This is a genomic window from Flavobacterium sp. KH_035, from assembly GCF_057839565.1.
This window is the reverse complement of the sequence record NZ_CM174492.1, coordinates 2,926,391-2,947,248: the sequence shown is the minus strand read 5'-3', so window position 1 is coordinate 2,947,248 and position 20,858 is coordinate 2,926,391. Positions and strand designations below refer to the sequence as shown.

Below are 20,858 nucleotides of genomic sequence, written 5' to 3'. Positions count from 1 at the left end.
CGCTACTATATTATTTGTTAAAATTATGAATTTGTCAAAAAGACTTCTCAAATTTATATAAAAAATATACATGTGCTAATTTATTATCTTTAAAATAACAATCTAACAATCGTTTTGTTTTGAGAAATTTATACATTACATTAATTTTTATTCATAATATTTCCCTAAATCAAAACATTTTAACATTGAATCTCTTAAAAAAATGAAAGAATTAAGCTATTTAAACAAATATTTTATCAAATATAAATATAGTTTCTCTTTAGGAATTTTAATCACCATAATCGCACAAATATTCTCTCTGTTCACCCCAAAGCTAATCAGCAAGTCGTTAAACGCGATTGAAAAGTTCGATAAACTTCCCGAAGCCGATCAGACTTCTCAAATAGTTATCAATACTTACCGCGAAGGATTAATCCATAACGTACTGTTAATCATTGCTACTACCATTGTTGCCGGTTTTCTGACGTTCTTAATGCGTCAGACTTTAATTGTAATGTCGCGTCATATTGAGTTTGATTTAAAAAATGAGGTCTTCAAACAGTATGAAAAACTCTCGCAGAACTTTTACAAACAAAATCGCACCGGAGATTTAATGAACCGTATTAGCGAAGATGTTTCAAAAGTTCGTATGTATGTGGGTCCTGCGGTAATGTACACCATTAATACTTTCATCCGTTTTGCCATCGTCATTATATATATGTATAATGTTTCACCATTACTGACACTGTACACTATTTTACCCTTACCGATTCTTTCCTATTGCATTTTCAAGCTAAGTTCGGAAATCAATAAAAGAAGTACCACCTTTCAACAATACTTATCTAAAGTATCCAGTTTTACACAGGAAATTTTTTCGGGTATCCGGGTTATAAAAGCTAACTCACTGGAGAATCAGCATCAAAACAATATGATCGCTCTGGCGGAGGAAAGCAAGAAAAAGAGTTTAGATTTAGCTAAAGTGCAATCCCTATTTGGTCCTTTGATGATTGCCTTAATCGGAATCAGTAATTTGGTCGTAATCTATTTTGGCGGCGTTATGTACATTAACGGAACGATTCCGAATATAGGCACTATTGCCGAATTTATTCTATATGTAAACATGCTAACCTGGCCGGTGGCTTCATTAGGATGGGTCTCCTCAATGGTTCAAGAAGCTGAAGCCTCTCAGAAACGTTTAAACGAATTTTTAAAGATTGAACCTGAAATAAAAAACAAAAACGAAAATCATTCTGACATTCAGGGCACGATTGCCTTTGAAAACGTAAGTTATACCTATGAAGACACCAATATCGAGGCACTGAAAAACGTTACTTTCACAGTCAAAAAAGGAGAAACATTGGCCATTTTAGGAAAAACAGGTTCAGGTAAATCTACAATATTATCACTCATCTCCCGTTTGTATGATGTAACCGAAGGGAAAATCACAATTGATCAAAATGAAATCAGCACACTGAACCTATACGATTTGCGAAATAATGTTGGCATTGTACCTCAAGACGCTTTTTTATTTTCGGACACTATTAAAAACAATATAAAATTTGGTAATCAGAACGCTACAGATAAAGAAGTAATCGAGGCCGCCAAAAATGCGGTAGTTCACGATAATATTATTGCTTTTAACAAACAATACGACACGATCTTAGGAGAGAGAGGAATCACTCTCTCGGGCGGACAAAAGCAGCGTGTGTCTATAGCGCGCGCCATTATTAAAAATCCGGCAATTTTACTTTTCGACGATTGTTTGTCAGCAGTAGATACAGAAACAGAAGAAACCATTTTAAGCAATTTGTTTGAAATTTGTAAAGATAAAACTACAATAATAGTAAGTCACCGGGTATCATCTGCAAAGAACGCCGATAAAATAATCATTCTGGAAGACGGTAAGATCATTCAACAAGGCTCTCATAATCAATTAATAAATCAGGAAGGCTATTATGCATCGTTATATTTAAAACAACTTTCGGAAAAAGAATTACTTTAATTGTTGCGTAATCGATAATTTTTTATGATTTTTGAGTACTATTAATTCCAAAAATGATAGAACGTATTATGAGAGAAAATGACATGTTAGAAAAAGAAGAGATTTTTTCTAAAGTATTACGAGCAGGAAGAAGAACTTATTTCTTTGATGTGAGAGCTACTAAAGCTGACGATTATTATATCACAATTACCGAAAGTAAAAAATTTACTGAGGAGGATGGTTCTTTTCATTTTAAAAAACACAAAATCTACTTGTACAAAGAAGACTTTAGTGCTTTTGCCGAAATACTAGAAGAAATGACTTCATACGTCTTGAACCACAAAGGCGAAGAAGTAATTTCTGAAAGACACCAAAAAGATTTCAAAAAAGAATACGGTTCTGACAAGCCTGAAGGGCAAAGAACCAGTTTTACCGATATTGATTTTGACGATATTTAGTCAAAAAAATACTTTTTAAAAGTTTAAGTCCATTCTGTTTGACATTTTGGACTTTTTTTAAATACATAAACTCTACCATTTTAGTCGACATTTATTTGTTGTCCAAAACGGAGCTATTCAAATATTTTTATAAAATACCAGAAATGGAAACGCAACTATTAATTCTACCTGGACTTGGAAATTCCGGAATCAGACACTGGCAAACATTTTGGCATAAAAAATTCAAAAATTCAACCCGCATTGCTCACGCCGAGTGGGACAATCCTATCCGTGAAGAATGGCTCGAACGCTTAAACGACGAAATCTCGAAACTAAACAGTCCAACCGTACTGGTGGCACATAGCTTAGCAGTTTCACTTGTCCTGCACTGGGCACAGGCAAACCAAAATCCAAATATTGTTGGAGCCTTGCTCGTAGCCCCTGCCGATGTAGATTCACCTCAACATACACCCGATTCTATTCGAAACTTTTCGCCAATGCCCATTTCAAAATTGCCCTTTCCTTCAGTTGTTGTAGCGAGTGAAAACGATCCTTACGCAACTTTCGAAAGAAAAAAGTATTTTGCTGAAATGTGGGGAAGTGATTTTGTTAATATCGGACAAAAAGGACATATCAACTCGGATTCAGATTTAAAATACTGGGAAGAAGGACAATTGATTCTGAAACAATTGATCGAGAAAATAAGATAGTTCTCAGTCGCAGTTTACAGTCGCAGTCGCATACTGAAAACTGAGACTGAGACTGAAAACTGCGACTAAAAAAATCACCCGATTCTTAATCCGTTTTCTATTTTAAAATCAGGAGCGAGTAAAATAACATCTCCTTCCTTGCCTATGGCACCAAGAACCAGGCATTCGCTCATAAATTTTCCAATTTGTTTTCTGGGAAAATTTACTACTGAGATAATTTGTCGGTTTAATAAATCTTCTTTTTTATAATGTGTCGTTATCTGGGCGGATGATTTACGAATTCCAATTTCGGAACCAAAATCAATCGTAAGCTGATAGGCCGGTTTTCTGGCTTCGGGGAAATCATTTACTTCAATAATAGTTCCGACACGCATATCTGTTCTTTCAAATTCATTCCAGGTTAAATCCATTTTTGCTTCAGTATTTAATGATTTACAAACCTATTAATTTTGTAATTATTATCCCTAATTCTATAACTGCTTTTTTTGAGTAGCTTCTAACTTTACGAATCAAATTGGTACGCTAACGCAAAAAAATATAAAAATGGAAAATAACACCCTAAATAACAGTACCTCCCTTAGAGATTCTGACTTTGATATTCAACTTTCAAATACCGATAAATATATAGAAACTGCCAAAAACGTAAAGCTATATGTAAAAGATTACGGAAAAGGTAAACCGGTAATTCTAATTCACGGCTGGCCGCTTTCGAATGAAATGTGGGAATATCAAATTGATTTTCTGGTTCAGAATAATTATCGCGTCATCGCTTATGACCGTCGTGGATTTGGCAAGTCATCACAACCTTATGACGGCTATGATTATGATACACTAACCGATGATTTAAAAGAAATAATAGAGCAGCTTCAATTAGAAAACGTTACTCTGATAGGATTTTCAATGGGTGGTGGTGAAGTAGTTCGCTACTTTAGCCGCTATGGAGGTAAAGGCGTTACAAAAGCTGCATTACTTTCTTCTATCATTCCATTCTTATTACAAACCCACGATAATCCCGACGGACATCCGAAAGAGAAAAGTGAAGTTACAGCAAACACCATCAAGGAAGACCGAATTGGTTTTATAGATAATTTTGGCAAGACCTTTTTTGGCATCAATATCATCAACAGACCTTTAAGCACACCCTTGTTAGAATACTATAGAATGCTGTGTTCTTTTGCTTCACCGCGTGCTACGCTAAAATGTGCCGAATCTTTTTCTTTTACTGATTTTAGAGATGAACTAGATGCTGTAAAAGTACCTACCTTAATTATTCATGGTGACGATGACAAAATTGTGCCTATTGATCTTACCTCAAAAAAAGCAGCCAAAGCGATTCAAGAAAACACCTACATTATTTATGAAGGTGCTCCACATGGCTTATTTTACACCCATAAAGACAAATTAAACAAAGATTTATTAGACTTTCTAAACGCCTAATTTATTCCAGACACCACAGATTAATACAATTCTGATGATTTTCCAGTCGCTCGCAAGCAATGCTGTTTAAATTGTATAATCTGTGGTAAAAAATCAAAAACAAGACTATACGCTTTCTTTTACAGAATTTTAAAGCTATTTTTGAGAAACTTATTTCTACAAAATGGCACGAACTCCTTCAAATATGATCCCCCTTGGAACAATAGCTCCGGGATTCAAATTAAGAGATACCAATTCTAATAATGTTTATTCATTTGAAGATTTGAGAGGATCAAAAGGCACTTTGGTTATTTTTATTTGCAACCACTGTCCGTTTGTACTTCATGTTATCAAGGAAGTTGTAATGATCGCCAATGATTATCGTGTACAGGGAATTGGTATTATTGCAATTTCAAGCAACGATATTGAGAAGTATCCACAAGATGCTCCTGAATTAATGACTGAATTTGCTTTTCAGAACAAGATTGATTTTCCGTACTTGTTTGACGAAAGTCAGGACGTTGCCAGAGCTTATGAAGCCGCCTGTACTCCTGATTTTTATTTATTTGACAATCAGGACCGATTGTTTTACCGCGGTCAATTAGACGATTCAAGACCAGGAAATGGAATTCCGTTAAGCGGAAGCGATCTTCGCAGCGCAATTGACGCCCTTATTTACAACAGAAGTTTAAAAGATCCTCAAAAACCAAGTATTGGCTGTAACATCAAATGGAAAACAACTCTTTAGTGTTTTCAAAAAGTTTGCTTATCTTTACCAATCCAATTAATTATTTTCCTAGTGATTACTATCAATCTATTTACAGCTTCCTCGCTATCGTTTTCTCTTACAAGAAGAACGCTTACTGCTGTATTTACTTCACATAGTAAGGCCTTTATCAATTAGGCCTCCGTCTATTTCAATTTCTTCTCTCAGACGGAGGATTTATTTATTAGTTTTCAGTTACAACTTGTAGTCTTCAGTCGCAGTCTCCTTTTAAAGGCCGCCGCTAATGACTTTCATTATAAACTGCATCTGAAAATTCCGAACATTCAAATCACAATAAATTAGAATCGATATGAAACCAACCCCTACATTCTGTAAGACAGATTATCAGTTTTTAAGAGAATTGATACTAAAAAGTAAAAACACAACAAATGCCAAAGAAATTGGACAGCTTTCGCACGAATTAGACCGAGCCATTATCCGTAAAGAAAGTGAATTGGACGAAACCGTTATACGAATCAATTCGCAGGTCACTATTGAAGATGTAAAAGCAAATAAAAGCATGAAGGTTCAGATTGTCCTCCCATCCTTTGCCGATGTAAAAGAGGGAAAAATATCCATTTTAGCACCGCTTAGTGTTGCTATTATTGGCTTTAAAGAAAATGATGTTGTCGATTGGGAATTACCGGCCGGAATAAAAACATTAAAAATAACAGCCGTTACCAATTTACCTGAAAGCATATCTTAGTTTTTTAAACACCTCCTGCGTGAAGGTGTTTTTTTATGTCCTTTTTAAAGCAAAAAAAAACTATCCAACTTAATTGAATAGTTTTTATGAATCTAAAATATCAGCTTCTTACAATTGAGAAGTGATATAATTTGATATTAAAGCGATCTGAGTATCGTCTACTTTCGCTTTTTTCTGCATTCTTACCAGAATTGGTTTCCAGTCTTCCTGACTAAATTTCTTCGGATCATATAGTTTGTGACATCTTGCACAACTGTTTTCGTACAAGTTTTTACCTTCCGCCAATGCAGGAGTTAATTCTGTAGTTTTTACTGTCTCAGTCACAACCGGTGCAACTGGTGCAACCTCAGCCGCTTTTTTAATACCGCACGAAACCAAAAGCAACGTCACAGCGGTTAAAGTTAAGATCCTTAATTTCATTGTTCTTGTTTTTTTTAAAGTAAATATAAAAAAAATCCCATTCGGCAGGCGAATGGGATTACTATTTAAAACAATACTAAATTGTTTGTAAATTTTTTATTTTACGTCCATTAATTCAACGTCAAAAATTAAAGTTGCGTTTGGTGGAATAACTCCTCCTGCACCCGCAGCTCCATAAGCCAAATCAGATGGAATTACAAAACGAGCTTTGTCACCTACTTGCAGCAAAGCGATACCTTCGTCCCATCCTTCGATCACCTGTCCTTGACCTAATCTAAATTCGATTGGTTTTTTACGTGGGTAAGATGAATCAAAAACTTTTCCATTTTCTAAAGAACCTTCGTAATGTACAGCAACTGTTTTACCAGCTTCAGCTTTCTTACCTTCTCCTTTTTGAATCATTTTATAACGTAATCCGCTATCCGTTTTATCAAAACCTGCAGCCAATTGTTCCATCTTCGCTTCTGATTCTGCTTTTAAAGCAGCATCACGCTTCAAACGAGCTCCTTTTAAAGCAATAAAAGCTTCAATAGCATTGAATTTTTCTGCTTCTTCTCCAACTCTAATAATCTCTACATTATCAAGAGAATCTCCTTGAGCTACTGCATCAACAACATCCTGACCTTCGATTACATGACCAAAAACAGTATGTTTTCCATCTAACCAAGAAGTTGGAACGTGTGTAATGTAAAATTGAGAACCGTTACTTGCAGGACCAGAATTCGCCATTGCTAAAACTCCCGGGCGATCGTGTTTCAAACTTGGATGAAACTCATCGTCAAATTTATATCCCGGATCACCAGTTCCAGTTCCTTTTGGGCATCCTCCCTGAATCATAAAATCAGGAATTACTCTATGAAAAGTTAATCCGTCATAGAATTTTTGTCCCTGAGGTTTTACTTTATTCTCCATATTTCCTTCTGCAAGAGCTACAAAATTCCCTACGGTCCCAGGTGTTAAATCGTGTGCAAGTTTTACTAAAATCGAACCTTTACTAGTGTTGAATTTAGCGTATATTCCGTTTTCCATTGTTGTTATTTTTTATTTGATTGCAAATTTACAAATTAATTTTATATCAATTTATGCTTTCTGTTTTTTAGACTTTGATTTGTAAGTAAGGCCGTAAACGACAAATGCCAGTGCCGATAATCCAACACATCCAATCGATACAGCGTGCCATCCCCCCAGTTTCCAAAGTAACAATCCATAAGCTGATCCCGCTGCCGTTCCTAAAAAACTAAACGACATAAAGACGGTATTCAATCGGTTTCTTGCTTCCGGAAGCAATGAATATACTCTCGTTTGGTTTGAAATATGAACACCCTGAATTCCAATATCAATAAATACGATTCCAATCGCAATTCCGATTACACTTTCTATTGAGAAATAAAAAACCAGAAAACTAATTAAGATTAATAAACAACCGTAACCTACGGCAATTCTCGAGTTTCCTTTATCTCCTATTTTCCCTACTAAAGGTGCTGCCAGAGCTCCCGAAGCTCCTACAATTCCAAAAAGCCCAATTGTAGCACTGTTAAAACCGAATGGTTCTCCGGAAAGCAGTAAAACCATAGTGGTCCAAAAAGCTCCAAATTGTGCAAAACTGAATACATTGATCAGTGTAGCTTCACGTAAAACCGGCTGTGTTTTAATAAGTGTAAAAAGTGACTGAATCAACTGTCCGTAAGTTCCTTCAAACTGAGGTTTATTCACCGGAAATTTATTCTGAATCACAAAAAAGATCAATAAACAGATTCCCGCAGCAATATAAAACATAGACCTCCAGCCTAATATCTGACCGATAAATCCGCTTAACGTTCTCGATAATAGTATCCCAACAAGCAAACCGCTCATGATGGTTCCTACTACTTTTCCACGCTGTTCCGGTGCACTTAAAGAAGCCGCCAAAGGCAAAATAAGCTGTGGTACGATTGAAGTAATTCCAATTAATAAAGAAGCCACCTGCAAAAGAAAAAAACTTTTTGCCGTTGCCGCAATAATCAAAGCGATTACAGAAGCAAAAGTGGTCATTAAAATTTGTTTTTTACGCTCGATTTTGTCGCCTAACGGAACCATAAAAAACAATCCTATCGCATAACCCGCCTGGGTTAGATAAGTTATTGTTCCCGCATTGGCTTCAGGAATTTTAAATTCGTTGGCAATTAATACAATTAAAGGCTGGCAGTAATAAAGATTTGCAACTATAAGTCCAGTGCAAGCTGCCATAAACAAGACATTCGTTTTGGATAAATTCATTTTGCAAAAATACCAATCTAATTATTACCAAAACTTTAAAAAAATTATAATTTTTCTAAGTTCCAAGGCAAACCTGTCTATTGTTTTAAAAATTATACTGAATTTTAAAACATTACAATTGTATAAAATCTTCCCTTATTGGACTAAAAACATCTGTTAAAAGTCCACTTTCTAAGCAAACTACTCCGTGAATGGCATGTGGCGGAATGTAAAAACTATCTCCTTCTTTCAGTGTTTGCGTAACACCGCTGATGGTCACATCAAATTTACCACTTGAGACATACGTTACCTGCGAATGATAGTGCTCGTGTAAAACACCAATTCCCCCTTTTTCAAAATGAACATTTACCAACATCACTCTTTCATCAAAGGCAAGAATTTTGCGCTTGATTCCTTCACCAACTACCTCCCACTCGATTTCATCGCCTTTTATAAATTCTTTGCTTGTTTTTAAATGCTGCATTTTCAATATGTTTAATTAACTTTCTGTTTGTTATAAATTTCATAAATCAGCTAGCGTTTTTCATTCTGCCTATTTCTATCAAATTTAGGCTAATCCGCTTTCTTATTGCTTTCTTCTAAATTAATTCTTTAAAGATAAACCTTTCATCGTAATCGACTTCGGACTTTTGCAAAAAGTGAATATACTCCTCTTTCAAGGTTTTCTTTTTGTGGTGCGCTTCCTGGTTTTCAATATACTTAATTACGGCAGTCAATTGAGATTTACTGTATGAAAACGCTCCATAGCCTTCCTGCCATTGAAAATGCCCTTTGGACAATTTATTAGTATTGATCCACTTTGAGGAATCCTGTTTAATATTTTTCATCAAATCGGAAATTGATTGCGCAGGTCTAATCCCAATTAAAATATGAATATGATCCGAAACACCATTTATCGCCAGAAGCTTATGATCATTATTTTTTATAATTCCGGTTATATATTGATATAATTCTGCTTTCCATTCTTTGTCTATTAACGCACGTCTGAATTTTACTGCGAAAACAAAATGAATATGTATTTGGGTGTATGTGTTTGCCATAATTTACCAATATTTCTACCAATATGTAATTCCTGACGGAATAATTTGTGATCTGTAAAACATATATTCTTTCGATTCTACCGATATGTAATTCCTGACGGAATTATTTGCGATACATAAACAATTTTTATTTTAGATTTCACACCATAAAATGAAAGAATAAAACTACAATATTTTATTAATAAATATTACTTCCTCACAATTTATTTTACTTATGTAATTATTATCAAAAAAAAATGCTCCATATAGGAGCAAAATATTGGTAAGTAAAAAATATACAGCAGTCAAAATGTCCCGTAGGGACAACACCTCTTTTTACAGTTAGTAGCTACTCTTAGTTTTCTTCTTCTTCAAAATTATCGAAGTAGGTAAAATCTTTGGTAATTAATCCGTTTTCAATTTTAAAAATAGTACAGATCGGCAGTTCAAACTTTGAATTGTCAGGCGCTGTACCCGATGAGACAAACTCGACAATAATATGTTTCTCTCCAGACGGATAAACCTGAACAACTTTATCATGTAAATCCGGAAAAGCGGAATTAAGCTCCGCATACTTATCCGCAATTTGCTTACGGGTTTGTTTGATAATCCCCGGCCCTAATGAAGGATCTTTAAAATCAGCAGTCTCGGTGTACATTTCAGACATCTTTTTCCAATCGTGGCTATTAAAATGCTCAAAATACTGTTTGATTAATTGCTCGTTTTTTGTAGTATCCATAGGTTTTAATTGATTCTGACAGGAAATAATTACAAAAGATACAATAAGCATAGCTGTTTTTCTCATGATTTATCATTTTAAGTTACTAAAAATCAGCACAAAGCGTACATAAATATAATCAAATGATTTTGACCAAAATGATAAATTCTCAATATTTCCGTATAAAAAACAAGAAATCAGCTTATTTAACAGCAATTGTTTGAGGTGGTTGTTGCTGTTTATCTGTTTTGTACAAATAAATCTCTCCATTCTTATGGGTATATATGTAGGTATAGTTCCAATAATTTGAACCAGCCATTCTGGTGCCTTCATTAGTATTTGCATTAACATACACTTGTTCCGCATAAATCAATATTTCCCCGTGATCTGAATTGTGTAAAGTACGTATAGGGGGGCCCCATATCTTAATAAGATTTTTTTTTGATTGACCAATCCATTGATCATTTGCATTTTTAGTGGTTGAACATGCTTGTAAAATCAATAGAACAGTTAATAGCAGTAGCTTTTTCATGGAAATTTTATTTTTAAGTATCCCTTTACAAAATCAAACAATTGAATTGTAATATTAGTTAAAATTAGGCATCTTTTTTTTACATTTAAGGTGTTTTATGTTATATAATCATCATCTATTTAACCGTACAAAAAACACTTAAACAACAAAAAACACTATAACCTTCTGGTTATAAACTCTTTTCTTAAAACTTTTAATTATTTTCTGTCATTTTCAAATCTTGAAAATTCACAAAAATTAACTTTGTATCTTTGCACCTTAGAACTATTGAAGAAAAAAAATGCGAATTGACATTATAACGATTTTACCCGAATTATTAAAGAGTCCGTTTGAGGCTTCGATTATGAAACGTGCCATAGACAAAGGTTTAGTGGAAGTTCATTTTCATAATTTGCGTGATTACACAACAAACAAGCAAAAAAGTGTTGACGATTATCCGTTTGGAGGTGGTGCCGGAATGGTGATGACCGTTCAACCCATCGACGCCTGTATCACGCATTTAAAAAGCCAACGCGAATACGATGAAATTATCTATATGTCGCCTGACGGGGAAACTTTAAACCAAAAAATGGCCAATACCATGTCGATGTATGAAAATATCATCATTCTCTGTGGACATTATAAAGGCGTAGATCAGCGTGTTCGTGATCATTTTATTACTAAAGAAATTTCAATTGGTGATTATGTGTTATCCGGTGGAGAATTAGGAGCTTTAGTGTTATCTGATGCTTTGATCCGATTGATTCCTGGTGTTTTAAGTGACGAAACTTCAGCATTGACTGACAGTTTTCAGGACAATCTGCTTTCAGGCCCCATATACACAAGACCGGCAGATTACAAAGGCTGGAAAGTTCCCGAAGTTTTAACAAGCGGCCATTTTGCTAAAATTGACAAATGGCGTGAGGATATGGCGTTCGAGCATACTAAAAACAGACGTCCGGATTTATTAGAAGAAAAATAAACCAGACTCTTTACTCATTTATTTTTAGTGATTCTTCTAAATCATACCTGAAAGCTGTAATTATTACGTTATCCATTTATTACCTCTTTCTAAAAACTAAAAAATGAATGATTTTAATCTAAAACATATTTACAATACCCGGAATTATATTGAGATGCATTACAATCAAATCATCTCAATAAATTCTCTGGAGGACATTTCCTGTTACTCCTACCGGAATCTGCAACGCATTTTTTATTCGTTATTTAATGAAACTATTGGCGCTTACCAAACCCGACTGAAGATCGAAAACGGATACAAAAAACTCATATACTCCAACAAACAAATCTCAGAAATTGCACTTGAGGTAGGTTTTGCCGACGTACAGTCTTTTTCAAAAACATTTAAAAAACATTTTGATTGTTCTCCTACGCTGGCTCGCAATCAGAAAGAACTTTTACTCAACGATACCCACCCGCTCCAGTCTTTCACCACTGTTTTAAATCCCGATATAATTGTAATTCCCGAAACAACTGTTTATTATCTTAGTTCGAAAACTCCTTATGTCAATCAGGAAATAGAAACGCTTTGGGAGACCCTTTTAAAAAACAAATTCCCCGAAACCGAGACCCATTTCTTTGGAGTCATCACAGATGATATTTTAATCACCGAAAAAATAAATTGCACTTATGAAGCCTGTGTTGCTACAACAGCTATCACTAAAAACCTTCCAAAGAAGCAGATTTTTGGTAGTAAATATGCCCGTTTCTTTCATCACGGGAGTTACCATACCTTAGAAAACACCTATAACCAAATTTACGGAGGCTGGTTTTTAACCAACACTTTTGAACTTTCACACTTGCCTGTTATTGAACAATACTTGCAGACCAGCGACAATTGTGATAACGAGTCCGAATATCTTACCGCGATTTTTATTCCGCTTATTTGATTTGTCCATTTTGGACAACTGCCAGACTATGGTTTAGAAATACATTTGTACCGTCAAAATAATAGTAACAAAATGACACTAAACAAGTTAATCCACAACAAACACAAATTAAGATGAAAAAATTATTTTTACCCTTACTACTGTTTCCCCTATTTACATCGTGTCAGGAAGATGCAGTATCTGTAACGCCGGACGAACCGATAGAATCCATTAAAAGTGAAATTATGTATACCATGCCAGAAGAATCAGCTCCGCATGAAGCAACCTGGCTACAATGGCCACACCAGTATCAATATGGTATTGATTACAAAAATGATCTGGATGCTACCTGGGTCGCTATGACTAAATCATTATCTACAAGTGAAAAAGTAAATATTATTGCTTACAATACTATCGAAAAAAACAGAATTACAGCCTTATTAAAAAATGCAGGTGTTTCTCTTTCTGCTGTAGAATTTAAAATCTACAAAACTGATGATGTTTGGGTAAGAGATAACGGTCCTATTTACGTAAAAGATAAAAACAATCAATTGGTAATTCAGGATTGGGGATTTAATGGCTGGGGGAAAAAAGCCGATTTCAGTAATTGCAACACCATCCCTTCACAAATTGCAGCAGATCAAAAAACAACAGTTGTAGATTTAAATTCTATAATGGTTAATGAAGGCGGAGCCGTAGAAATAGACGGAAAAGGAACCTTATTAGCTACTAAAAGCTCTATTCTAAACTCGAATCGTAATCCGGGAATGAGTCAGGCACAAGCCGAAGCCATTTTTAAAAAATATTTAGGAGTGTCTAACTTCATCTGGCTTAACGGAAAAGCAGGCAGAGAAATCACCGACATGCATATTGACGGGTTTGCACGATTTGGTAATGACAACACCATTGTGACGATGAGTGAAGATGATTTACTGTACTGGGAAGTACCGGAAGGAGACATTCCTACTTTGTACAATTCAAAAGATTTAAAAGGTAAAAAATACAATTTCCTAAAACTGCCTTTGACTCAAAACAAAGTGGTAACGACATACGGGAAAAAATTAGGTTACAAAGGCTCTTATGTTAATTACTACATTGGAAACACGGTTGTATTGGTTCCTAATTACAATGATCCTAATGATGCAGTTGCCAATCAATTGATTCAAGGTTTATATCCTAACAGAAAGGTAATTGGTATCGACGTTCGTAATTTATACGCTAACGGGGGAATGATCCACTGTGTGACGCAGCAGCAGCCTAAATAAAAGAAATAAATCTCAAATTTTTAAAATTCCAAATCCCAATTAATCAACTAGTTAAAAAATTGGAATTTGGGATTTTCTTTTATTGGAATTTAATTTATTTTAATTACATTTGCACCCGAATTAGACTAACCTCTGGCGAAATCCGTGAATGTTACTCTATACTAAACAATAATAAAAAATTATCATGGCAGATTTATTAAAGTTCGTTCAAAACGAATTCGTTGCTAAAAAAGATTTCCCTGTTTTCGGAGCTGGAGATACTATCACAGTTTACTACGAAATTAAAGAGGGTGAAAAAACAAGAACTCAGTTTTTTAAAGGAGTTGTTATTCAAAGAAGAGGTTCTGGTAACACAGAAACTTTTACTATCCGTAAAATGTCTGGAGCTATTGGAGTTGAGCGTATCTTCCCAGTAAACTTACCAGCTTTACAAAAAATTGAAATCAACAAAAAAGGAGCTGTACGTAGAGCTAGAATTTTCTACTTCAGAGAACTTACTGGTAAAAAAGCTAAGATTAAAGATAAAAGAAGATAATCATTTATCGATTTGTCATAAAGAACTCGTTTCATATCATTTGAAACGAGTTTTTTTGTGCCAGTTTTTTAAAATTTTCAGGAGCTAATCCCGCTATCCGTTTCAATCTTTTGTGCCGAACCCCGGCACAAAAGGATTTCCACTGCTATCGGGGCTAGGACAATCATTTTCATAAGAGCTTTTAGTTGACGCCAAACCTGTTAGGTTTTAAAAACCTAACAGGTTTCTCAGATTGCGCGACATACATCATTTCAACGGATTAAAATCCGTTTTTATCTGCGTTTTTACGAAGTAAATCTGTTTCATCCGCGTCAAAATTAGACACTGATTTTACTGATGCGCTAAAGCGAAAACGCTGATAAAAACAGATTTTACCAGCTTAATCTTGGAAACCATAAACGGTCTAATGAAACCGTTTGCGTGAGGGATAGAAGTGGAAAGCCCACAGCCTGACGAAGGAAGTGCGAGGACTTGAAGCGGATAGCCCGACCCGCCTTTTTCGGCGGGACACGCCCAAAATAAAAAAACCGACACTCATAAAGCATCGGTTCGTATTTTAATAATAATTGGTATCTATTTTTTTAATAGTTTTTCCAAATATTCGATTTTATCTTTTTCAGCTTGTAGTAAACGTTCGTAAAGCTTTTCTTTTTCATGGAAAGTTTCAATTAATTTATCCAATGGATTAAAAGTACAATTATTTGCATTGAATGCTCCATTTGTAAAACTGTTATCATGAAAACTATTAAAATAATTAATCATATTGTCTTCCGAGAAATTTTTGATTGCTTCTACGGTTACGCCAAGCGCTTTTGCAACTTCAGCAAGTCTTTCATCATCTATTGTTTCACTATTTTCAATCGCTGAAACTGTTTGTTGGCTTGTACCTAAAGCTTGCGCCAAAGCTTCCTGTTTCATATCTCGAAGTTCACGGATACGGCTAATTTTTCGACCTATATGGCTTGGTTTTGTTAGTGTGCTCATAATTCAAAGATAATGATTAAGTTTAATAACAAGCAACTGGTAAAAAACATATTAAACAATGTAACTTACCCTTTATCGCTCATTTATTCATTAAATCAAAAATACAATTTTTCAGACAAAAGGACAGCACTAAAATGATTTTATACAACTGAAAAGGTTTCTCTGTTTCGGAATAGCTCACTTTTCTTAGTGATTCATCAAAACTGTAATTTTTTAATACCAAAATCGTCGATTTGACAATTTAAAGACCTCGAAATAACAATCTGATAATTTCGGCATTTCTCCTGAAAACTACACCGTTTTCGGACTGTTTTTATTATATTTGCTCCGCTCATTCTGAGCCGACTATACCTTTTACATCGTCATTCTCTGACGATACGATTATAAAAAAAAAAATGACACAGAATTCAAAAATCTATTACACCTTAACTGATGAGGCGCCATTGTTAGCGACTTATTCTTTTTTACCTATTGTTCAAGCTTTTACGTCTACAGCAGGTATTGCAATTGAAACCAGAGACATTTCTTTGGCAGCCCGAATTTTATCCAATTTCCCTGAGCTTTTAACAGCTGATCAAAAAACAGGAGATGCTTTGGCTGAATTAGGTCAATTGGCTACACAACCTGATGCTAACATCATCAAATTACCAAACGTTTCTGCATCGGTACCACAATTAAAAGCGGCTATTGCTGAATTGCAATCGCACGGTTACAACATTCCTAATTTCCCTGAAGATCCTCAAAACGATGCTGAAAAGGAAATTAAAGCAAAATATGCTAAAGTTTTAGGCTCTGCCGTAAACCCTGTTTTACGTGAAGGAAACTCTGACCGTAGAGCTCCAAGAGCGGTAAAAAACTTTGCAAAAGCAAATCCACACTCAATGGGTGCATGGTCAGCTGATTCTAAAACAAAAGTGGCTTCAATGCCAAACGGTGATTTCTACGGAAGTGAAAAATCGCTTACAGTTGCAGAAGCTGATGATGTAAAAATTGAATTCGTTGCAAAAGACGGCACAACTACTGTATTAAAAGCAAGTACTCCTCTTAAAGCAGGTGAAATTATTGACAGTTCTGTTTTAAGTGTAAAAAAATTAAAAGCTTTTGCTGCTGATGCTATTGCAGATGCAAAAAAAGAAGGTGTTTTACTTTCGGTACACTTAAAAGCTACCATGATGAAAGTATCAGATCCAATTATCTTCGGCGCAATCGTTGAAGTATACTTTGCTGATCTTTTCAAAAAATACGAAACTTTATTTGCAGAATTAAACATTGACACCAGAAATGGTTTAGGCGATATCTATGCAAAAATTGCAGGAAGACCTGAGCAAGCTGAAGTTGAAGCAGACATTACTAAAGCAATCGAAAACGGACCTGCTTTGGCAATGGTTAACTCTGATAAAGGAATTACAAACTTACATGTACCTTCAGATGTAATCGTTGATGCTTCTATGCCGGCAATGATTCGTACATCAGGACAGATGTACAATAAAGAAGGAAAACAACAAGATACCATCGCAGTTATTCCGGATCGCTCTTACGCTGGAATTTACACGGCTACTATCGATTTCTGTAAAAAACACGGTGCTTTTGATCCTAAAACAATGGGAAGTGTTCCTAACGTAGGTTTGATGGCTCAAAAAGCAGAAGAATACGGATCTCACGACAAAACATTCCAAATGAAAGGCGACGGAGTTGTTCGTGTAACAGACAACAAAGGGACTGTTTTAATGGAACAAAACGTTGAAGCAAATGACATTTTCAGAATGTGTCAGGCAAAAGACGCTCCAATTCAGGACTGGGTTAAACTTGCTGTAAACAGAGCACGTTTATCTGATACTCCTGCCGTTTTCTGGTTAGACGAAAACAGAGCACATGACAGAGAATTGATCGCAAAAGTTCAAAAATATTTAAAAGACCACAACACTGTAAATCTGGATATTCGTATCTTAAACCCTGTTGCTGCTACTGAATTTACTTTAGACAGAATCATCAAAGGTTTAGACACTATCTCAGTAACCGGAAACGTTTTACGTGATTATCTAACAGACTTATTCCCAATTTTAGAATTAGGAACTTCAGCTAAAATGTTATCTATCGTTCCGTTAATGAACGGTGGTGGATTGTTTGAAACTGGCGCAGGAGGTTCTGCTCCAAAACACGTTGAGCAATTTACAGAAGAAGGATATTTACGTTGGGATTCATTAGGAGAGTTTTTAGCACTTGGTGCTTCTTTAGAGCATTTAGGACAAACTTTAGACAATTCTAAAGCAATTGTTTTATCTGAAACTTTAGACGAAGCAAATGATAAATTCCTTGCTAATGATAAATCTCCGGCTCGTAAAGTAGGCGAGATTGACAACCGTGGTTCTCATTTTTACCTTGCTTACTACTGGGCTCAGGCTTTGGCTGCTCAAAACAAAGATGCTGAATTGAAAGCTATCTTCACTCCAATTGCCGCTGAATTTGAAGCTAACGAGGCTAAAATCGATGCCGAATTAATTGGTGCGCAGGGGAAACCTCAAAATCTTGGCGGTTACTATCAACCAACTCCGGAATTAGTGAGCAAAGCAATGCGTCCTAGCGAAACATTCAATTCAATTATTGCACAAATAAAATAATAGAATTAAACATAAAGAGACGTCACAATCGTCTCTGCAGAAAAGACAACTTTAATTAGTTGTCTTTTTTTTTGAATTGAACCAAAAAAAAACACCCTTTTGAACCTTTGAACCTCTGCACCTTTGTACCTTTGAACCTATAAAAAAAGAGCCTTTCTTAACTAATGTTTAACAAACGTTCTGCGAAAATATTTAGTAAGAATTATTAACTATGTGTTTCAAAACCAAGACAATGATTACAAAAAAAAACACCACTTTTTTTATTCTGCTCTTTACTATTTTAACATCATTTTCTCAGGAAAAATTCACTTTAAGCGGTACCATCACTGACTTTAAAAACAATGAAACCTTAATTGGTGTAAATCTCTATATTCCGGCCTTAAAAATAGGTACCACCACCAACGAATATGGTTTTTATTCCCTTACCGTTCCACAAGGTGAACATCAGATCGAAATTAGTTATGTCGGTTATCAAACCCTTCAAAAAACAATTACTTTAAGTCAAAACACAAAAAACAATTTTGCAATCAACGAGAGCGGTGAAGAACTTCGGGAAGTTATAATTACTGACAATAAAGGCAAAATCAATATCAAATCACCCGAAATGAGTGCCAACAAACTTTCGATTTCGACAATCAAAAGAATGCCGGTTGTTTTAGGTGAAGTCGATGTTTTAAAATCGATCTTATTGCTTCCAGGAGTTACAAATGCAGGTGAAGGCGCTTCGGGATTCAATGTACGTGGTGGAGGTGCCGATCAGAATTTAATTTTACTAGACGAAGCTACTATCTTTAATTCCTCACACGTATTTGGTTTTTTCTCCGTTTTTAACCCCGATGCTATTAAAGATCTCAAATTATACAAAGGCGGAATTCCGGCACGTTATGGCGGAAGGGCCTCTTCTGTTTTAGACATTTACCAAAAAGACGGAAACAGCAAAGAATTTCATGTTAATGGAGGAATTGGGTTAATTTCAAGCCGACTTCTTGCCGAAGGCCCGCTAGTAAAAGACAAAGGTTCTTTCCTTATTGGAGGAAGAGCTTCTTATGCTCATTTATTTTTAAAATTATCCGAAGATCAAAAAGACAACTCTGCCTATTTTTATGATTTGAATACCAAACTGAGTTATAAACTGAACGACAACAACAGCTTGTATTTATCCGGTTATTTTGGGCGTGATGTTTTTAGCCTCAACAAAAGTTTTACCAATATCTACGGAAACTCAACGCTAAACCTGCGCTGGAATCACTTGTACTCTGATAAACTATTTGCTAATTTATCCTTGATTTACAGCGATTATTATTATGGACTTGACTTAGACTTTGTAGGTTTCAAATGGGATTCAGGAATTAAGAACTACAACATCAAATACGATTTCAAAAACTATATTTCAGATAAATTCAAACTGAACTATGGTTTAAATGGAATTTACTACGAATTTAATCCCGGAACGATCAAACCAAGCAATGAAACATCGGGAATTAATCCGGATCAGTTGGATAAAAAATATGCGTTTGAACCTTCTGTTTATATCGAAGCCGAAAATCAGCTATCGAAAAAAATCACGGTTGCTTACGGATTGCGCTACAGTTTGTTCTACCGTTTAGGCGCTTCTACCATCAATTATTATGACAATAACGAACCCGTGATCTTTAATAGCAACATGCAGATCTACGAAAAGGGAACTCCAACCTCAACCCGTTATTTTGGTAAAAACAAAGTCATTCAAAATTACAATAATTTAGAACCACGCCTTTCTGTTTCTTATCAGTTAAATGATGACCAATCGGTTAAAGCAAGCTACAACCGAATGGCACAGTATCTTCAACTAATTTCGAATACTTCCTCTCCTACTCCGCTGGATGTCTGGATGCCAAGTGATAATTACATCAAACCTCAGATCGCAGATCAGGTAGCTTTGGGTTACTTTAGAAATATTAACAATGGTGCTTATTCTGTTGAAGTAGAAACGTATTATAAAAAAATCCAAAACCGACTTGACTATATCGATGGTGCCGATTTGATTGCGAATAATGCGATCGAACAAATAATTCTGAATGGAAGAATGCGGGCCTATGGCGTCGAATTTATGCTAAAGAAAAATGAAGGCAAATTCAACGGATGGATCTCCTACACTTTATCAAAATCACAGCAACAAACCCCGGGAAGAAATCCGGAAGAAATCGGAATTAATAACGGACAATGGTACAGCTCTGCTTACGATAAGACTCATAATTTAGCCATTACATCCGCTTATAATTTAAATGAAAAATGGTCTTTTGGTGCTAACTTTGCGCTGCAGTCCGGTCAACCCGTTACATATCCAAATGGACGATATGAATATCTGGGAATTACAGTCCCAAATTATGGATTAAGAAATGAAAACCGTTTGCCAGCCTATCACCATTTAGACATTTCTGCAACTTTGACACCTAGAAAAAACAAAGACCGAAACTGGAAAGGCGAATGGGTTTTTAGCATTTATAATTTGTACAACCGCCAAAATGCGGCTTCGATCAACTTCCGTCAAAATGTAGATACCGGTACAAATGAAGCTGTAAAGACTTCGATTTTCGGAATAGTTCCAGCCGTTAGTTATAATTTTAAATTTTAAGACCAACTTTCTGTAAAAAGAAACAAAAGATATA

21 protein-coding genes are annotated in these 20,858 nt (G+C 35.2%); 12 read left to right on the top strand and 9 right to left on the bottom strand.

The features are described 5' to 3' along the window. Positions 1-202: 202 nt before the first annotated feature. The 3 genes from AC3IS6_RS12070 (at position 203) to AC3IS6_RS12060 (ending at position 3,107) form a co-directional block, all read left to right on the top strand. A complete protein-coding gene (locus tag AC3IS6_RS12070; RefSeq protein ID WP_489159632.1) occupies positions 203-1,981 on the top strand; it encodes an ABC transporter ATP-binding protein in 1,779 nt (592 codons plus the stop codon). 68 nt (positions 1,982-2,049) lie between these two features. Further along, on the top strand, positions 2,050-2,418 hold the full coding sequence (locus AC3IS6_RS12065; RefSeq protein WP_017495419.1) for a PUR family DNA/RNA-binding protein: 369 nt from the start codon (positions 2,050-2,052) through the stop codon (positions 2,416-2,418). A gap of 143 nt (positions 2,419-2,561) precedes the next feature. Continuing rightward, entirely contained in the window at positions 2,562-3,107 is a 546-nt protein-coding gene (locus AC3IS6_RS12060) for an RBBP9/YdeN family alpha/beta hydrolase (protein WP_489159630.1), read from the top strand. 74 nt (positions 3,108-3,181) lie between these two features. Here the strand turns inward: AC3IS6_RS12060 and AC3IS6_RS12055 are convergent, their stop codons facing one another. Further along, positions 3,182-3,517: a tRNA-binding protein gene (locus AC3IS6_RS12055; protein WP_263363074.1), complete on the bottom strand. Its 336-nt coding sequence runs from the start codon at positions 3,515-3,517 to the stop codon at positions 3,182-3,184. 133 nt (positions 3,518-3,650) lie between these two features. Here AC3IS6_RS12055 and AC3IS6_RS12050 point away from each other — a divergent pair, with 133 nt between their 5' ends. The 3 genes from AC3IS6_RS12050 to AC3IS6_RS12040 all read left to right on the top strand — a co-directional run bounded on the left by AC3IS6_RS12050 (position 3,651) and on the right by AC3IS6_RS12040 (position 5,995). Further along, on the top strand, positions 3,651-4,544 hold the full coding sequence (locus tag AC3IS6_RS12050; RefSeq protein ID WP_489159628.1) for an alpha/beta fold hydrolase: 894 nt from the start codon (positions 3,651-3,653) through the stop codon (positions 4,542-4,544). A 163-nt stretch (positions 4,545-4,707) separates the two neighbouring features. Beyond that, entirely contained in the window at positions 4,708-5,271 is a 564-nt protein-coding gene (locus tag AC3IS6_RS12045; RefSeq protein ID WP_489159627.1) for a thioredoxin family protein, read from the top strand. 328 nt (positions 5,272-5,599) lie between these two features. Continuing rightward, the gene (locus AC3IS6_RS12040; RefSeq protein WP_489159625.1) at positions 5,600-5,995 is read left to right on the top strand and encodes a GreA/GreB family elongation factor; all 396 of its coding nucleotides are present in this window, start codon (positions 5,600-5,602) and stop codon (positions 5,993-5,995) included. Between the two features lie 108 nt (positions 5,996-6,103). Here the strand turns inward: AC3IS6_RS12040 and AC3IS6_RS12035 are convergent, their stop codons facing one another. The 7 genes from AC3IS6_RS12035 to AC3IS6_RS12005 all read right to left on the bottom strand — a co-directional run bounded on the left by AC3IS6_RS12035 (position 6,104) and on the right by AC3IS6_RS12005 (position 10,940). After that, positions 6,104-6,415, bottom strand: coding sequence for a cytochrome c (locus AC3IS6_RS12035; protein ID WP_489159623.1), 312 nt, complete (start codon positions 6,413-6,415; stop codon positions 6,104-6,106). A 96-nt stretch (positions 6,416-6,511) separates the two neighbouring features. Continuing rightward, positions 6,512-7,444, bottom strand: a complete 933-nt coding sequence (locus AC3IS6_RS12030) for a peptidylprolyl isomerase (protein ID WP_489159622.1) — start codon at positions 7,442-7,444, stop codon at positions 6,512-6,514. A 51-nt stretch (positions 7,445-7,495) separates the two neighbouring features. Beyond that, positions 7,496-8,641 carry an MFS transporter gene (locus AC3IS6_RS12025; RefSeq protein ID WP_489159620.1) on the bottom strand — a complete coding sequence of 382 codons (1,146 nt, stop codon included), beginning with the start codon at positions 8,639-8,641 and terminating at the stop codon, positions 7,496-7,498. A gap of 142 nt (positions 8,642-8,783) precedes the next feature. Further along, complete coding sequence (locus tag AC3IS6_RS12020; protein WP_489159618.1) at positions 8,784-9,134, bottom strand: cupin domain-containing protein; 351 nt, start codon at positions 9,132-9,134, stop codon at positions 8,784-8,786. A gap of 115 nt (positions 9,135-9,249) precedes the next feature. Then, on the bottom strand, positions 9,250-9,711 hold the full coding sequence (gene tnpA / locus AC3IS6_RS12015) for an IS200/IS605 family transposase (RefSeq protein ID WP_489159616.1): 462 nt from the start codon (positions 9,709-9,711) through the stop codon (positions 9,250-9,252). Between the two features lie 334 nt (positions 9,712-10,045). Next, complete coding sequence (locus AC3IS6_RS12010) at positions 10,046-10,495, bottom strand: nuclear transport factor 2 family protein (protein WP_489159614.1); 450 nt, start codon at positions 10,493-10,495, stop codon at positions 10,046-10,048. Between the two features lie 115 nt (positions 10,496-10,610). Then, on the bottom strand, positions 10,611-10,940 hold the full coding sequence (locus AC3IS6_RS12005) for a hypothetical protein (RefSeq protein ID WP_489159613.1): 330 nt from the start codon (positions 10,938-10,940) through the stop codon (positions 10,611-10,613). A 280-nt stretch (positions 10,941-11,220) separates the two neighbouring features. Here AC3IS6_RS12005 and trmD point away from each other — a divergent pair, with 280 nt between their 5' ends. The 4 genes from trmD to rplS all read left to right on the top strand — a co-directional run bounded on the left by trmD (position 11,221) and on the right by rplS (position 14,608). After that, positions 11,221-11,901: a tRNA (guanosine(37)-N1)-methyltransferase TrmD gene (trmD, locus tag AC3IS6_RS12000; protein WP_489159611.1), complete on the top strand. Its 681-nt coding sequence runs from the start codon at positions 11,221-11,223 to the stop codon at positions 11,899-11,901. Positions 11,902-12,004: 103 nt separating this feature from the next. Next, complete coding sequence (locus AC3IS6_RS11995; RefSeq protein ID WP_489159609.1) at positions 12,005-12,829, top strand: AraC family transcriptional regulator; 825 nt, start codon at positions 12,005-12,007, stop codon at positions 12,827-12,829. Positions 12,830-12,942: 113 nt separating this feature from the next. Next, positions 12,943-14,073, top strand: a complete 1,131-nt coding sequence (locus AC3IS6_RS11990) for an agmatine deiminase family protein (protein WP_489159607.1) — start codon at positions 12,943-12,945, stop codon at positions 14,071-14,073. A 184-nt stretch (positions 14,074-14,257) separates the two neighbouring features. Beyond that, complete coding sequence (gene rplS, locus AC3IS6_RS11985) at positions 14,258-14,608, top strand: 50S ribosomal protein L19 (RefSeq protein WP_017495434.1); 351 nt, start codon at positions 14,258-14,260, stop codon at positions 14,606-14,608. A gap of 573 nt (positions 14,609-15,181) precedes the next feature. On the opposite strand, the gene AC3IS6_RS11980 is transcribed toward rplS, so the two are convergent. Next, a complete protein-coding gene (locus AC3IS6_RS11980; RefSeq protein ID WP_489159605.1) occupies positions 15,182-15,592 on the bottom strand; it encodes a helix-turn-helix domain-containing protein in 411 nt (136 codons plus the stop codon). Between the two features lie 395 nt (positions 15,593-15,987). On the opposite strand from AC3IS6_RS11980, the gene AC3IS6_RS11975 reads away from it, so the two are divergent. Together AC3IS6_RS11975 and AC3IS6_RS11970 are read left to right on the top strand one after the other, a co-directional pair. Beyond that, positions 15,988-18,210 carry an NADP-dependent isocitrate dehydrogenase gene (locus tag AC3IS6_RS11975; RefSeq protein WP_489159603.1) on the top strand — a complete coding sequence of 741 codons (2,223 nt, stop codon included), beginning with the start codon at positions 15,988-15,990 and terminating at the stop codon, positions 18,208-18,210. Positions 18,211-18,442: 232 nt separating this feature from the next. Next, entirely contained in the window at positions 18,443-20,824 is a 2,382-nt protein-coding gene (locus AC3IS6_RS11970) for a TonB-dependent receptor (RefSeq protein WP_489159601.1), read from the top strand. Positions 20,825-20,858: the final 34 nt, after the last annotated feature.